Raw genomic sequence first — 14,956 nt, 5'->3', positions numbered from 1 at the left:
TTTAAGAACGTTTTATTTGAGGAGGAAATAAGTTATGGAATCAGCAAAACGAGTAAACATTGTATCAGTAAGGTTAGCGAAAGAATCAAGCATGTTATACAAAGTTCACTGTATCCGTAGTCCACAAAACTAAGTTGGGTGAGACTAACTAAAGTTTGTGAAGTATTCTACTTAAACTAACGAGGGCTTTTGTTCAATAAAGGTAAACAAATTGATTGAACTTTTTTATAAAAACTGTATATGTATTCACATGCAAAGAATCCATTTTGATCAAACTTTTTTCAAGATGGATTCTTTTTATTGATGATTAAATCAATGTTCTTGTGAAACTTTTAATCAAACTTTATTTTAAAGCTACATCCAAAACTCTTAATTAATTGTTAATGAATGGTAACAAAATAAAATATACACCGCTCGAAGCATCGAACGGTGTGTTCTATCAAGATATAAAGATTATACTCTTATCCCTTTTATCACCACATCAACAATCGATTTTGCAAGGTTGTCGTCCAAAGGTGCATGTCCTGTAAGAAGTCGATATATCATAGGCCCATAAATTAAATCAATGATAATTTTAGAGTCTATATCGTTTCGAATCTCGTTGCGATCAAATCCCCGCTGCAACATAACTTGCACAGCATTTTGTCGACTGACTAGGAACCGTTCGCGAAATATGGTAGCTATATGAGGATCGTATTGACTTTCAGCAATGAGTTGGGTAAACACCTTACTAATAGGACTTTTATAAAACCGCATAACTGAAAGTAACTGTTGTAAAAAATCTTCACGTACAGATCCAGTATCAGGTATTTTAACCTCTGCTTCCATTTTAAATAGAAAAGCATCTATTGAAACTACATTCTTGTTTGGCCACCACTTATAAATAGTTGCTTTGCTAACCTCAGCACGGGCAGAAATCTCATCAACAGTTGTTTTCCGAAGTCCTTCTTCAAACAAAAGTTCAATAGTAGCTTTCAGAATACGCTCACTTACTTTATTGCTGCGGGGTCTCCCTCGCTTATGCTCAGAATTTGACTGTTTTACCTCGTAATTAACCAATTTGTTCATCCTCTATATTTGTGCTTAATGTGACAGTTTGCCAATTATTTAAATCTGTTTTGACTTGTTCAAGTTTTGTTTTTATTCGCTTTAGGGAATCAGGCCCCAAAACAAGTCTTAGTGGTGGATCATCAGCTGCAACAACCTTCAAGATAGCTGAAGCTGCCTTTTAGGATCACCAGGCTGATTACCGTTACTTTCATTAGCCGTTTCTCGTGTTTGTCCTGAAGTATTTGTATAATCTTTAATAACTGTATTAACAGAACGCATAGAACTTGCAAGAAAATCAGTACGAAACATTCCTGGTTCGACAATGGTAACGTGAATACCTAAAGGTTTCACTTCTAACGATAACGCTTCCGATAATCCTTCCACTGCAAATTTAGTGGAATTATAGATTCCCCATCCTATAGAACCTGAAAATCCACCAACTGAAGAGATATTGATAATATGACCGGACCTTTGGGATCGAAGATGGGGTAAGACAGCTTGTGTTACAGCATGCAAACCAAAAACATTAGTAGAAAATACTTGTTTTACTTCCTCTGGGTTCGCTTCTTCCACTGCGCCTAACAGTCCATACCCGGCATTATTGACCAAAATATCAATATGCCCAAATTTTCCAATGGCTTTTTCGACTGATTCTTGGATTTGATAAGAATTCGTTACGTCTAAAGGCAGGATTAATAAATGATTATTATCTTGAAAAGATTGTGCTAAAATTTCTGGTTTACGTGCTGTAGCTACTACCATATCACCTTGTTCAAGTGCTGCCTCAACTAATGCACGTCCAAATCCTTTTGAAGCTCCAGTAATGAACCAGACCCTATTATATACAATGTTTTCCTTTTCCAATGTGCATACCTCCATTTTTTAGGAATTTTTACTTATAATTATATAGTAAACTAAACGTTTAGTATTGTATACGGTATTTATCAAAAATGCCAGAGAAAGGTTTTCACACACCAGTTCTTACGTTGTGGATGAAAACGGAATCCACATAATTTATGTTGAGTCTTTGTTAAGAAACTCGTCCTTTTCTGAACACGCTTCTTTTTGATTTAAAAGAGGCGTTTTTTATTGTCTTATATGTAATAAAACTCTGTTCATTATTCTATGTTCAATAACCAATATGTTTCTATCTTATGTTACAATGGGAATAGAGTAAAAATTAGAAAGAGTGATAATTGGTGTTAATTGGATATGCACGTGTATCTACAGGATTACAAAATTTAGATTTACAAACAGATGCACTAACTCAATATGGTTGTAAGAAGATTTTCCACGATAAAATGAGTGGAACAAAAAACAACGTCCTGGTTTAGAGGAAGCAATTCATTATGCACGTGAAGGCGATACAATTGTAGTTTGGCGATTGGATCGCCTAGGACGCAACATGCAAGATTTGATCAAAATTGTGAATAACTTAAATAAACGTGGTATTGGTTTTCATAGTCTTCAAGAAAACCTAACAATGGACAAAAGTAATGCAACAGGACAATTGATGTTTCACTTATTCGCTGCTTTTGCTGAATTTGAACGTAATTTAATAGAAGAAAGATCAGCTGCCGGTCGAGCAGCAGCTAGAGCAAGAGGAAGGCTCGGTGGCAGACCAGAGAAGTTCGGGTTGAAAGACATAGAAATGATGAAATCCCTAATTGAAAGTGGTACACCTATCAAAGATGTCGCAGAAAAGTGGGGTGTATCTCGCACTACAATTTATCGCTATTTAGACAGACAATAAATCGGAAAGGTTGGTATTAATGCAAAATGAACCTTTACCTTTAACAGCCTATTCATCAGAACAACGTCAAGCAGCAATGATTAAGTATCAAGTTATTGCACCCTACCTACGCTCCGAAAAAACTTAATTGCTATTGTAGAAGAAACTGGTATCGCCAAGAGAACACTACGATATTGGATTCGAAACTATGAAAAATTTGGATTAAAAGGCTTGATCCGAAAAACACGAAGTGATTCCGGGAAAATTCAACTAGATTCAGAAGTTATCGTGACAATTGAACAAATGATTTTAAAACACCGAAAAAATTCACTGACATCTATTCATCGAATGATTTGCGAGCATTGTCAGCAACAAAGTTGGAAGCAACCTAGTTATTATCAAGTATATAAGATAGCACAGTCTCTTTCGCAAAGCTTAAAAAATTTAGCACATGATGGTCAAAAAGCTTATGAAAATCAATATGATTTGATTCATAGAAGGGAAGCAAGCTACCCTAATGAAATTTGGCAAGCAGACCATACGCTACTCGATATACTTGTACTGAATGAAAAGGGAAAACCTGAACGTCCTTGGCTGACTATTATTTTGGATGATTATAGCCGAGCAGTTGCTGGCTATTTTTTAACCTTTCAAGCACCTTCTGCGACTCAAACAGCTCTTACTTTGCATCAAGGGATTTGGCATAAACAAAATTCGGATTGGATAATCTGTGGAATCCCTGAACAATTTTATACCGATCATGGTAGTGATTTTACATCCAATCATTTAGAACAAGTAGCTTATAAAAAAGCAAATGAAATCGGATTAAATGCAGATGAAAAGATACTCGAAACAAGAAGTATTTTTTATACAGCTCCAGCAGTACGTGCTACTAAAATGACGGATGATATTTATACTATTGGAACTAGAATAAACTTGGTTAGAACTATGTATAAAATGATTAATAGAGGCGAAGAAGAGTATACTACTAATGCTTATGAAGGTATCGACTTGATTATTGTTGATGAAATTGATCGATTAAAACTTCAAAATTTAGAACAACTCAGGGATATTTATGACCGTAATGACCTAGCTATGATATTAATTGGAATGCCTGGTATAGAGAAACGATTAGCTCGATATCCTCAACTTTATTCTAGAATTGGTTTTGCTCACGAATTCGATAAACTAAGTAAGGATGAAACGCATCATATTTTAGAGTATAAATGGAAAGAGCTAGGGCTTTCTATAAAACTTGAAGATTTTTCTGATTACGAAGCAATTACAAGTATCATTAAAATTACTGGAGGAAACTTCAGACTTATACAGAGGCTTTTCACTCAGATTGAGAGAATACTTGAGATTAATCATCTTAATACTATTTCTACTGAAGTAGTGGAAGCTGCACGAGATAGTTTGGTTATCGGAATTAAATAAACATAAAAAAGCTATCATGGAATTGATAGCTTTTTTATGTTTACCTATAGTGCAAAATAGCACTTAAAACAAGTGCAATTTATCTCCTAAATTTACATAAGGGTGTTAGCTAGTGTCATAACTTATAGTCATAAGTGAAGTGAAAAAGAGGTGCATTTTAGTGAAATATGGTTATGCAAGAGTATCTACTTTGAATCAAGATTTAGAAAATCAAATAGCAGCATTAGAAAAAGAAAATTGTGATTGTGTTTATTCTGAAAAATTTACTGGAACAAAAACAGATCGGCCAGAATTTCAAAAATTATTGTCCCAATTAAAGGAGGGCGATACTTTAATTGTTACGAAATTGGATCGTTTTGCAAGGTCAACAGTAGACGGGATTCATACGATTGAGAATCTATTTGAAAAAGGAGTAAAAGTGCATATTTTAAATATGGGCTTAGTTGAAAATACTCCAACTGGAAGACTTATTTTTAACATTATGAGTGCGTTTGCAGAATTTGAACGTGATATGATTGTCGAAAGAACTCAAGAGGGAAAAGCACTTGCTAAATTACGGGCCGACTTTAGGGAAGGGCGACCTAAAAAATATCAAAAGAAACAAATCGAACACGCCTTATCACTCCTCAACAATCATTCTTATAAAGAAGTAGAAGAAAAGACTGGTATTTCGAAAAGTACGCTTACAAGAGCTAAGCGACAATTGAAAAAAGAGCAAGACACTTAAATCAATTTCAAACCATGGTATTAAATCGCATTTTACTTTTAATGGAAAAACACTACAGACTAGAGCAGCTACCTTGTCATTAAGCCTATAAGATTTCATTTAGTTAATAAAGGAGACACGTTATGGTTAGTATGCAAGAAACAGCTTATCCCAGATTAAAAAGTTGTCCAACTTTTACAGAATTAGAAAAACTTTTTCACCCACACCTAGTGAAATTTCATGGGCAAAACAGAAAGCACGTAACTCGTTTTCGCAGTTGGGTCTATTAACAATGTTAAAAACATTCCAATGTCTAAATTATTTTCTTCCAATCAGAGATACTCCACCAATTATTATTGAACATATTGCGAGAAAAGCAAGGCTTGATCTACCAGAGCGAGAAGAGTGGAGTTCTTATCATCGTTCTGGTACAGGAATTCGTCAAATCGCTATGATTCGTGAATATCGTCGAGCTAAAATATTTAATGACCAAGCTCGTCAAATTATGTTTAATATTATGAAAACATCTGTATTGGAAAAGGACGAAAAGAGCGATATCATTAATATTGCAATTGATGAATTAGTCAAGCATAGCTATGAGCTTCCTGCTTTTAGTACACTCACAAGAGCTGTAGACCACGTACATGCTGAAGCATATCGTACTTTATATCAATGCATAGCAGATGCTTTAACGATTGAAGAAAAACAAAAGATAGATCAATTGTTTCAGAGTAGGGAATGTTCTACTTATTCTGATTGGAATGTAGTGAAACAAGATCCTGGACGTCCCACCTTATATCAATTAAGGCGCTGGGTTCTGGTGCAAAGATAAAATAAAAGAGAATAAAGCGTATATATTCCTAGCGGAAACGTATCTTATGCTGCATGCCCAAACAATTGATGGATGAATTCTTTCTGATTTTGGACAGACTGATCCCGTAAATCAATCTGTTCTTTTTAATCATATGCATGGCTTCTACTCCCGAAAGAATGAATGTAGCTGTGTCAAAAGACTTGAATCCCAACATAGAACGCACACGTTTCTTAATAAAACGGTGGTCTTGTTCTACTATATTATTGAGATATCTAACTTGCCTTAGTTGTATACCTTCAGGCATATGTTTCTCTTCTTTTAACTCTTGAATCGCTACAGGGTAGGCAGGGTTCTTATCCACTGTTATCACGCGAGGTTTAGAAACGTACGAAAAAGCCAAGGCTTTCTTGAAAAAGCGCTTGGCTGCTTGTTTATCTCTTGATTTACTTAGATAAAAATCGATTGTGTTTCCTTTCGAATCAACAGCACGGTACAGGTACATCCATTGACCTTTTACTTTGATATATGTTTCATCGACTCTCCACGAGTCATTTGTTTGCTTGAGGTGACGACGAATTCGTTTGTCCAATTCAGGACCATACTGATGAACCCAACGCATAATCGTTGTATGAGAAATGGATAAGCCCCGTTCCTCCATCATTTCCACCAAATCACGAAAGCTGAGATTATACCGTAGGTACCATCTCACTGTAAGAAGGATAATCTCAGGCTGGTAATGCTTCCATTTGAATACATTTTCCTTTTCCATACTGATCACACACCTTTTGTAGAGTAATAGTATCAGTATGTCCAAGATTTATAGATTCGTTGCAATTGTCCTGAAGTTTTTGCACCAGAACCTGTGGTGCTACCCCATACTGAACACGCCCTTTTTTAGAGTACTAGTATTAGTATTTCCAAGTTTAGGAGATTACTTACAAGAGTCTTAGAGTTTTTGCACCAGAACCTAAAGAAACGCCATCCTTTCTTATAATTCTACAGAAAGGATAACGTCTTTTGGCTTTATGGGTAGTGTAAAACCTTAGCTTGATAGCGATGGGGGATGGGGTTCTAACATGAAATAATCATTTTAAGGTTTTTATAAATCTATTTTGTCGCTTTTCGTCCTACTAATACCCAGTACAGAGATAAACTAAAAAGGGTAATGAGTACGAGAATGAATAGGATATTACTAAACATGGAAGCATCCGGATTGCTTATAATCCCGAGGAAATTTTTTCTCATTGCGGAATGGTCCATCATTGCGGCTGTATAGGCAATTCCGATTGACATAGCGACATTAAGTGTTAAATTATAAAATCCGATTGCTGTTCCTGTTTTTTCTTTCTCAATCGTACAAATGCAAGAATCAAGTAATGGTGCATACATGAATGCAAATGAACTAGAGAATAAAATCATGGATATTATGAATACAACAACAGAAGTTTTTACAAAGAATCCGCCTAATAGTAAGCTGACCATAATGCTAGACATAGCGATTGTAATACATTGCCTGCTTCCCATAATCTTCGCAACTTTTCCAGAAAGAGCCCCGATTATAGTAGCTGCTATATAGCCTGGAATCAATAATAGTGAAATGGTATCTAGCTTCAAACCATAAATCTTTTCAAGTAAGAATGGAAATAAGAAAATATATGCTAACTGTACAGAGTAAATTATAAAAGCAACTCCAAGCAATGAGATAAACTGTTTATTTTGAAAGAATGATATTCCGATAAAAGCTTTTGAGTTCTTGTTGATATAAGTAAGGAACAAGGTAATTGCAACAATAAACAAGAGAAGGTAAATCCAATTGAAATCGGTAATATATAGTAGTAGGGATGCTGAAATGGATCCAACTAGAAATAATCCTACTACATCTACATTACTGTTTTTCGCTTCTTCCTTAGGAAGATACTTTAAAATAAAAGGAAGGGTGAAAAGTGTTACTAAAGAAAGTAAAAACAGAGTTGTCCAATGGAAATATGTTGAAACATAACCTCCAGTTAATGCACCTATAAGCTGTGAAAGAGCAAAACTGCTTGTACTTAATCCTAAAAATTTCTTTTGTTCATTTGCAGGTAAATGTTTTGTTACAAATATCACATATAAGGTTTCAGCTGATGCTAAACCGGCAGTTTGGATAATTCGTGAGATAACAACTAGTAAAAACGAGTGTTGAAAAATATACCCCATGGCTGAACCGACACATATTAAAATAATACCAATGCTAAAAAGTTTTCTGATACTAACGGAATCCGCTAAAGCTGCGTAAACCACTGCCCCAATTCCAATTACAAGGCCAGCTAGGGTTGCTTGCCAGCTAACTGTTGTCACTGAAATGTGAAAATCCTTTGCCATGTCAACAGAAATAATCTTAAACGAATTGTCAATTATCAAACATAATAGAAATAACAGTAAGGTAACGGGCACTGCTTTCTTAGCACTATATTCCTGAGTTTTCTTCATGCTCACATCTTCATTAATTATAGACATAGCTATATTCCTCTTTTCTTGTTATTCAGGGAATTGTCTTCCTGAGTCATGATTGTCTGGCCTTTAACTACCAATTGATCCTTTTGTAAAAGGATGGTTTCAGTAATTTCTACACCTTTTGTTTCATATGCGGGGCTTCCTTGTGCACAGTTGTACCCATTTTTGTTCGTTCCTTCTTATGGTGTTTAAAAAGGAAACGTTTTCATAAACAACCAAAAACATTTTATTTTTTGATTGCGCTTTCATGATGATGCATCATAACTCCTTGAACTATATAATATTATCTGGTTATTTAAAAACTTGTATGCACCTGAATATTGAAAAGGATATCATACCTTTCCTTCTTATGATGCTTACAAGGACGCATTTTCATGAACAACCAAAAACATCTTACCTTTTGATTGCGCTTTCATGACGATGCATGATGACTCTTTGGGATATACAATATTGTATAGTTGTCTAAAAACTTGTATGCATCTGAACAATGAAAAGGATATCATACCTTTCCTTTGCTCACAACCCATCTTTCTTTTGGAATTTGTCTTTTTTGTTACAAAAAAATCGCCCACCCATTATAATTGTAAGTAACCACACAAACAAAAAATAGGAGACGATTTTTTTATGAGTAACCATTCAGCTACTTTCATTCATTAATAACATGGGTCGGTTAATTCTACCAATGGACTATAGCGATTTAATCCCAGAAGATTATGTGGTAAGAGTGATCCATGACATAGTGGAACAAGTAAGTGATGACTTATTCTTCTCTCGTTATCAAGGTGGCGGTCGTAGCTCTTATCATCCCAAAATGATGACGAAGGTAATCCTCTATGCGTATACCCAAAAATCTATTCTTGTCGTGATATTGCCAAATCATTACGAGAACACCTACCAATGATGTGGCTATCTGGGCAACAAACGCCCGATTTTCGGACAACCAATCGTTTCCGTTCCGAAAGAATGAAGGATAGGATTGAACCCCTTTTCACAGAATTAATTCAACTGTTATTGAAACAAAATTATATATCTATGGAGAAATACTTTTTGGACGGAACAAAAATTGAAGCGAATGCCAATAAGTATTCTTTCATATGGAAAAAAGCGACAGACAACGAAAAGCTCCAACACAATATTCAGCGCACATTTCAATACATTGAAGAAGCGATTGAACTGGATAAACAATTACTAGTGAGTTCAGAAAAACCTATTCGAAAGGTCACCTCTGAACAATTAGCACAAGTGGTAAAACAAGTAGAAAAACAGGTGGAACAAGCGAAAACGGAAGTAGAACAGGAACAAGATAAGGGAGCAAAAAGAGAAAAAGAAAGTGTGTTCGGTCATATCAAAGGCAATCGGTCGTTCCGTTGATTCTCGCTAAGAGGATTGGTGAAGGTAACGATTGAATTTGGGCTGGTCGCCATAGCATACAACTTCCCCAAACAAGCGGAAAAGAAGCACTTGTTTGAGAGCAAAACTTCCAAAACAACAAAACCCACGTAGAAAATTTATTTTCTACGTGGGTTTTAGTCATTTAAAGGAACTTTTGAGGCAGATTCTTCCAAATTAAATATAGAACTTTATCGCTTATAGCTCTCCACGAATGGAAATTTCTAAGAGATAATGGATTATTCATTCGATTATTTAGATGCTTTAATCCTAATTTGACTAAATTCTATTGGTATATAGTATTTATTATAAACCACAGGGTATTTGTCGCTGATATATACACTTTCTAAAATTAAATCAAATTCCTCCCCGTGGAAAATTTGGTATTTTAATGACGGAGTATTGGCGGAATTAGAACGTTTAATTTCAATGGTAGAGGAGTTAGCCAGTTCATATACTTTCTCCTCCAACATTTCCAATACCTGCTTCTCGTTATGTAAGTCAAGGTTCAATTTGGAAACGGCTTCTATTGGCATCATAGTAAAAGCAAAAGCTACTATCTTATCGTGATTTTTATACCAGCGTTCCAACGCAACCACTGCAGTCATTTGTTGATTTAATACTTGCATTGCATAGTCCGTTACTAGGTCAATTCGGAAATTAAGTTCGATATCATCTATTTTTCCCGTATAGCATTTATATAAGGGATTCCCCAGCTTCTCTAAGCCATCGCTACTTTCATTATGATGAAATCTTGTAATGAAATTTCCTTTTCCATGGATATTTTTAACCAATCCATCTTCTTGTAAAAGCGCCAAAGCATGTCTTAATGTCATTCTGCTCACACCAAATATCTTGGCCAATTCGGGTTCTGTTGGAAGTTGACTGCCTAGAGGGAATGTTCCATCCGTGATTAATTTATACAATTGGTCATACACAATAACGAATAGTGGTTTTTTTGTTTATTGAGTTCATGAAGTTTATTGTTCATTTTCTTATACCCCTATAGTTTTTCAAATTCATGACGATAAATTCTATTTCTTCTCGTTTTATAGTAGTTTATTTTCTTTTTCTATTGTAGCTTACTTTTCCGCGTAAATTAATACGCTTTCAAAAATTCATTATAATTTGCACTAGGTGTATTTGTCACTCAAACTGAAGATGAACGATATTGCGGACCACATCTTCATTAATCAAGATTACGAATTTCAGTGGCTTGCGTTACATGAAGAAGAGGATGATGGGAAGGACTTCTGTTATGACCTTCGAAATCAAGCAGGTATTTTAGCAAACGGAACAGTTATCCCTTGTTGTTTAGAAGGTGAGGGTATTATCAATCCTGAAAATATTACCGATGCTTTATTTTCGGATATTACTGAAGGGGATTCTTGAAGTCAGATTGCGCTCTAGTTATTCCACTACAACTGGGGTAGCTATAAATAATGTAGATAAAGGGAAAGTAGATATTTATTGTATATATTGTCCTCAAACTGATTTATGCTATTATTTTAATCCGAAGTTATTTCATAAATCAAGCAGTTTAAGGATTGATTCCCATGCCCATCAAGTTAAGATTTTTTAGTAGACCCTAAACAAAAATTTTGTTTCTCTACAGTTAGTTATTTATAAGGGTGCATCTTATTTTTTTCGTTTTTGGGCATAAAGAATTTCTTAACTTGATGGCGATGGGGCGGTACCCCTATGAGAAGAAAACCGTCCTTGATATATTAGGTGTCGTTTACAATTGTACCATGTCTGATAACCAAGCGGCTTAATTCAAAAAAATGAAACCCGATAGGGTTTATTTCGTATGCAAATCTTTAAATCATCTATACATAGTCTTTAGAAAAAACACTCACTCCTATAATTGACGTTGCATGAGCTTAGCTTGATAGCGATGTGACTGGGACCCCTAGTTTATCTTCTAATGAAAATTTTTCCAAAAAACTACACCTCCAATTATTAATTGTGTCTAACAATTGGGGTGCAGTTCAACTCTGTGGGTTTTAGTCGTTTAAAAGGGCTTTTGGAACAGTCTATTCCACTTTCATATGTTGAATTATTCAGCAATCGCAATTACTTCGATTTCTACTAGCGCATCTTTCACTAAGCGTGATACTTCCACACAGCTACGTGCTGGGAAGTCGCCTTCGAAATACTGTGCATATACTTCGTTCACTACCGCAAAATCATTAAAATCGCTTAAAAATACTAATGTTTTCACAACTTTGTCTAAGCTAGTACCAGCTGCTTCTAATACTGCTTGTAAGTTCTTAAATACTTGGTGTGTTTGCTCTTCTACTGTAGTGTATAGTTCGCTCGTTCCAGGAACAAATCCTAATTGTCCTGAAGTGTATACCATCCCGTTAACTTTTATTGCTTGTGAATAAGGACCTAATGCTGCTGGTGCCTTCTCTGTAAATACTACTTTCTTTTCCATCTGAAATTCCTCCCTATATTCATTTACTATACATATACATCCGACTTATTTCGCTACGTTCCCTGCTACATTCAATACATCCCATGTTCTAGCAAATGGTGGCGCGTAACAAAGGTCTAACATACCTAACTCTTCTGTTGTCATCTTCTTCGCAATCACTGCTACTAATACGTCGACACGTAATACAGCACCTTGCTTCCCGACGATTTGACCACCTAAAATCACTTTCGTATCTGCATCGTATACGAGCTTCACTAAAATATCTTCCTGACCTGGATAGTAGCTCGTTTGGTTTTTGTCACGAATAATGACAGTATGATAGCTGATACTTAATCGTTTCGCTTCTTCTTCTGAAATTCCAGTACGTCCAGCTTCTACATGCATGACTTTCACACATGCAGATCCTAACGTACCTGGGAATGAGTTGTTTAGTCCAGCTAAATTCTCCCCAACAATACGACCAATTTTATTCGCTGTTGTTGCTAGTGGAATATACACATGCTCGTCGCGTACAAGGTGATACACCGAAGCACAATCTCCAGCAGCATAAATATCCTCTACAGAAGTTCTTCCATGCTCATCAATCTTAATTGCACTGTTACGAAGCATATCAATTCCTGTATCTTGTAGGAATTGTGTATTTGGACGTACACCAGTTGCAATGACAACTACGTCTGCTTTGTAACTATCTTTGTCTGTTACTACTTCTTCTACTTTTTCTGTTCCGTTAAATGCTTTCACAGCTTCTTTTAAATGAACATGTACACCGTGTCCTCGTAACTCTTCCTCCATAACATCCGTAATTTCCTTGTCAAAGGAATCAGATAGCACACGATCAGCAAGTTGAATGAGGCGAACTTCTTTCCCTAATTCCTTCATCGCCTCCACTACTTCAATACCGATATACCCTGCGCCGATCACAACGATATGTTTGTTCTCTTCTTTCATTGCTACTTCTTTCAAGCCTAAACCGTCTTCCATACTCTTTAACGTAAACACGTTTTGGAGACGAACATTTTCGATTGGCGGGATTACTGCACTTGCTCCCGTTGCAACCATTAAACGATCATATGTATCTTCAAACTCTTCGTTCGTTGTAAGGTTTTTACTCGTAATGTCTTCGACTCTGGTTGAATCGAAACAACTTCATGCTTATCTCTCACATCAATCCCAGTTTCACGGAATTTCTCTGCAGTTCTTGCTACCATCTCATTAGGGTCTTGGAAGAAATCACCAACGAAATATGGTAACCCACATGCACCAAATGACACAACATCCGTTTTTTCATATACAACCACTTCGGCACCTGGCATGATACGTTTCGCTTTCGCGGCTGCGCTCATACCAGCTGCTACTCCACCGATGATGACAATTTTCATCTCTATTACTTCCTTTCATGAAGGAGAATAAAAGGAACGATGCATTTTTTATTCTCCATTATCTGTTCTATTTTCTCATGCAATATGCTGTTCTTCTACATCGATATCGTTATACGTATCCATATTGATTTCTCCTAGTACTTTCGCTGATACGGCACCAGCTGTCATTGAACCACTTACGTTTAAAGCCGTACGTCCCATATCAATTAACGGCTCGATTGAAATTAAGAGACCAGCTAATCCTACAGGTAAATTCATAGATGAAAGAACGATTAACGCCGCAAATGTTGCTCCTCCTCCGACACCAGCTACCCCAAAGGAACTGATCGCTACAATAACAACAAGTTGAAAGAGAAACGCAGGATCTAACGGATTAATACCAACCGACGGTGCAATCATCACTGCTAACATTGCTGGATAAATTCCTGCGCAACCATTTTGACCAATGGAAGCTCCGAATGAAGCAGAGAAGTTAGCAACGCCATCGCTAATACCTAGCTTTTGTGTTTGCGCTTCGATGTTTAATGGAATAGAACCCGCACTAGTTCTTGATGTAAAAGCAAATGTTAATGTTGGTAATGCTTTTTGAAAAACGTAATTGGATTTAAACCAACTAGCGAAACTAATAATCCGTGAATGATAAACATTGCAGCGATTGCAACGTAGGATGCGATAACAAATGTAGATAAATTTAAGAGACCATCTACGTTTGTTTTAGCAATTGTATTTGTCATTAATGCTAATACCCCGTATGGTGTTAAGCGTAAAATTAATGTTACGATACGCATAACGACTGCATACAATGCATTGATAATTTTACTGAACATCTCTGCTTGTTCTGGTTTTTTCGCTTTATTTGTAGTGCCGCTACCCCAACAAAAGCGGAGAAAATAACAACACCTAATGTCGATGTTGGACGGCCACCTGTCATATCTAAGAACGGATTTGTTGGAATAAATTGAAGTACCTTTTGTGGAATTGTTTGATTTTCTACTTCTGTTAATTTTTGCTCTAAAAGTTCACCTCTAGCAGTCTCAGCATCACCTGCTTGAATAGACTCTGCAGTTAAATTAAATAAGTTCGATGAAGCGATACCTACACCTGCTGAAATCATTGTCGTAAAAATTAACATTCCTATAATAAAACCTGACATCTTCCCTAAGCCATTAGAAGACTTTAAATTCGTAATAGCTGAAATAATTGATACCATAATAAGTGGCATGACGATCATCTTTAAGAATCCTACATAACCGTCACCAACTAAATTAAACCACTCTGTTGTTGTTTTAACGACGGATGAATTCCCGTCAAATGCAATCTGTAAAATGGTACCGAAGACGATGCCCATTCCTAACCCCGTAAATACCCGCTTTGTGAAGGAAACATACTTTTTCTGCATTCGATATAAAATACCTAACATGACTAACATGACAACCATATTGACTGCAATATATACTAGATTCATACATACTTCCTCCTTCTAACCTATAGATTGGTCGGATAATACAATTTCAAA

9 protein-coding genes and 8 pseudogenes are annotated in these 14,956 nt (G+C 35.9%); 8 read left to right on the top strand and 9 right to left on the bottom strand.

Features of this window, described 5'->3' with window-relative positions; genetic code table 11:
• Positions 1-453 precede the first annotated feature (453 nt).
• Together QRE67_RS27895 and QRE67_RS27890 are read right to left on the bottom strand one after the other, a co-directional pair.
• The gene (locus tag QRE67_RS27895) at positions 454-1,068 is read right to left on the bottom strand and encodes a TetR/AcrR family transcriptional regulator (RefSeq protein WP_286125656.1); all 615 of its coding nucleotides are present in this window, start codon (positions 1,066-1,068) and stop codon (positions 454-456) included.
• Positions 1,052-1,929 (bottom strand): annotated as a pseudogene (locus QRE67_RS27890) (oxidoreductase). The gene QRE67_RS27895 and the pseudogene QRE67_RS27890 overlap by 17 nt, the downstream one beginning before the upstream one ends.
• A 320-nt stretch (positions 1,930-2,249) precedes the next feature.
• On the opposite strand from QRE67_RS27890, the pseudogene QRE67_RS27885 reads away from it, so the two are divergent.
• The 4 genes and pseudogenes from QRE67_RS27885 (at position 2,250) to QRE67_RS27865 (ending at position 5,757) form a co-directional block, all read left to right on the top strand.
• A pseudogene (locus tag QRE67_RS27885) lies at positions 2,250-2,803 on the top strand (recombinase family protein).
• Between the two features lie 282 nt (positions 2,804-3,085).
• A complete protein-coding gene (locus tag QRE67_RS29035) occupies positions 3,086-4,219 on the top strand; it encodes a TnsB C-terminal domain-containing protein (protein ID WP_502874007.1) in 1,134 nt (377 codons plus the stop codon).
• A 160-nt stretch (positions 4,220-4,379) separates the two neighbouring features.
• Complete coding sequence (locus QRE67_RS27870; protein ID WP_286125655.1) at positions 4,380-4,946, top strand: recombinase family protein; 567 nt, start codon at positions 4,380-4,382, stop codon at positions 4,944-4,946.
• A gap of 163 nt (positions 4,947-5,109) precedes the next feature.
• The gene (locus QRE67_RS27865; protein ID WP_286125654.1) at positions 5,110-5,757 is read left to right on the top strand and encodes a DUF4158 domain-containing protein; all 648 of its coding nucleotides are present in this window, start codon (positions 5,110-5,112) and stop codon (positions 5,755-5,757) included.
• A gap of 44 nt (positions 5,758-5,801) precedes the next feature.
• Here QRE67_RS27865 and QRE67_RS27860 read toward each other — a convergent pair.
• Positions 5,802-6,508 (bottom strand): annotated as a pseudogene (locus tag QRE67_RS27860) (IS6 family transposase).
• Between the two features lie 338 nt (positions 6,509-6,846).
• Positions 6,847-8,235, bottom strand: a complete 1,389-nt coding sequence (locus QRE67_RS27855) for an MFS transporter (protein ID WP_286125653.1) — start codon at positions 8,233-8,235, stop codon at positions 6,847-6,849.
• A gap of 679 nt (positions 8,236-8,914) precedes the next feature.
• Here QRE67_RS27855 and QRE67_RS27850 point away from each other — a divergent pair.
• Both QRE67_RS27850 and QRE67_RS27845 read left to right on the top strand, forming a co-directional pair.
• Positions 8,915-9,133, top strand: coding sequence for a transposase (locus tag QRE67_RS27850; RefSeq protein ID WP_286125652.1), 219 nt, complete (start codon positions 8,915-8,917; stop codon positions 9,131-9,133).
• 146 nt (positions 9,134-9,279) lie between these two features.
• Positions 9,280-9,603 carry a hypothetical protein gene (locus QRE67_RS27845; protein WP_286125671.1) on the top strand — a complete coding sequence of 108 codons (324 nt, stop codon included), beginning with the start codon at positions 9,280-9,282 and terminating at the stop codon, positions 9,601-9,603.
• A gap of 269 nt (positions 9,604-9,872) precedes the next feature.
• Here QRE67_RS27845 and QRE67_RS27840 read toward each other — a convergent pair.
• A pseudogene (locus QRE67_RS27840) lies at positions 9,873-10,612 on the bottom strand (GntR family transcriptional regulator).
• 179 nt (positions 10,613-10,791) lie between these two features.
• Here QRE67_RS27840 and QRE67_RS27835 point away from each other — a divergent pair.
• Together QRE67_RS27835 and QRE67_RS27830 are read left to right on the top strand one after the other, a co-directional pair.
• Positions 10,792-11,007 (top strand): annotated as a pseudogene (locus QRE67_RS27835) (SPASM domain-containing protein); the annotation flags it as partial.
• A pseudogene (locus QRE67_RS27830) lies at positions 10,997-11,203 on the top strand (group I intron-associated PD-(D/E)XK endonuclease); the annotation flags it as partial. The pseudogenes QRE67_RS27835 and QRE67_RS27830, both read left to right, overlap by 11 nt.
• 477 nt (positions 11,204-11,680) lie before the next feature.
• Here the strand turns inward: QRE67_RS27830 and QRE67_RS27825 are convergent.
• The 4 genes and pseudogenes from QRE67_RS27825 to QRE67_RS27810 all read right to left on the bottom strand — a co-directional run bounded on the left by QRE67_RS27825 (position 11,681) and on the right by QRE67_RS27810 (position 14,905).
• Positions 11,681-12,061, bottom strand: a complete 381-nt coding sequence (locus tag QRE67_RS27825) for a RidA family protein (RefSeq protein WP_286125650.1) — start codon at positions 12,059-12,061, stop codon at positions 11,681-11,683.
• A gap of 45 nt (positions 12,062-12,106) precedes the next feature.
• Positions 12,107-13,440, bottom strand: a pseudogene (locus QRE67_RS27820) (CoA-disulfide reductase).
• Positions 13,441-13,515: 75 nt separating this feature from the next.
• Positions 13,516-14,267, bottom strand: a pseudogene (locus QRE67_RS27815) (cation:dicarboxylate symporter family transporter).
• On the bottom strand, positions 14,216-14,905 hold the full coding sequence (locus QRE67_RS27810; protein WP_286125648.1) for a cation:dicarboxylate symporter family transporter: 690 nt from the start codon (positions 14,903-14,905) through the stop codon (positions 14,216-14,218). The pseudogene QRE67_RS27815 and the gene QRE67_RS27810 overlap by 52 nt, the downstream one beginning before the upstream one ends.
• Positions 14,906-14,956 lie beyond the last annotated feature (51 nt).

The organism is Bacillus sp. DX3.1 (assembly GCF_030292155.1).
Taxonomy (GTDB): domain Bacteria; phylum Bacillota; class Bacilli; order Bacillales; family Bacillaceae_G; genus Bacillus_A.
The sequence above is the reverse complement of the archived record's forward strand: the minus strand, read 5'-3'. Positions and strand labels throughout refer to the sequence as shown.

Excerpts from the sequence above, each read along its gene's own strand:
- QRE67_RS27895 (WP_286125656.1), bottom strand. The coding sequence starts at position 1,068 with ATGAACAAATTGGTTAATTACGAGGTAAAACAGTCAAATTCTGAGCAT.
- QRE67_RS29035 (WP_502874007.1), top strand. The coding sequence starts at position 3,086 with ATGATTTTAAAACACCGAAAAAATTCACTGACATCTATTCATCGAATG.
- QRE67_RS27855 (WP_286125653.1), bottom strand. The coding sequence starts at position 8,235 with ATGTCTATAATTAATGAAGATGTGAGCATGAAGAAAACTCAGGAATAT.
- QRE67_RS27850 (WP_286125652.1), top strand. The coding sequence starts at position 8,915 with ATGGACTATAGCGATTTAATCCCAGAAGATTATGTGGTAAGAGTGATC.
- QRE67_RS27825 (WP_286125650.1), bottom strand. The coding sequence starts at position 12,061 with ATGGAAAAGAAAGTAGTATTTACAGAGAAGGCACCAGCAGCATTAGGT.
- QRE67_RS27810 (WP_286125648.1), bottom strand. The coding sequence starts at position 14,905 with ATGAATCTAGTATATATTGCAGTCAATATGGTTGTCATGTTAGTCATG.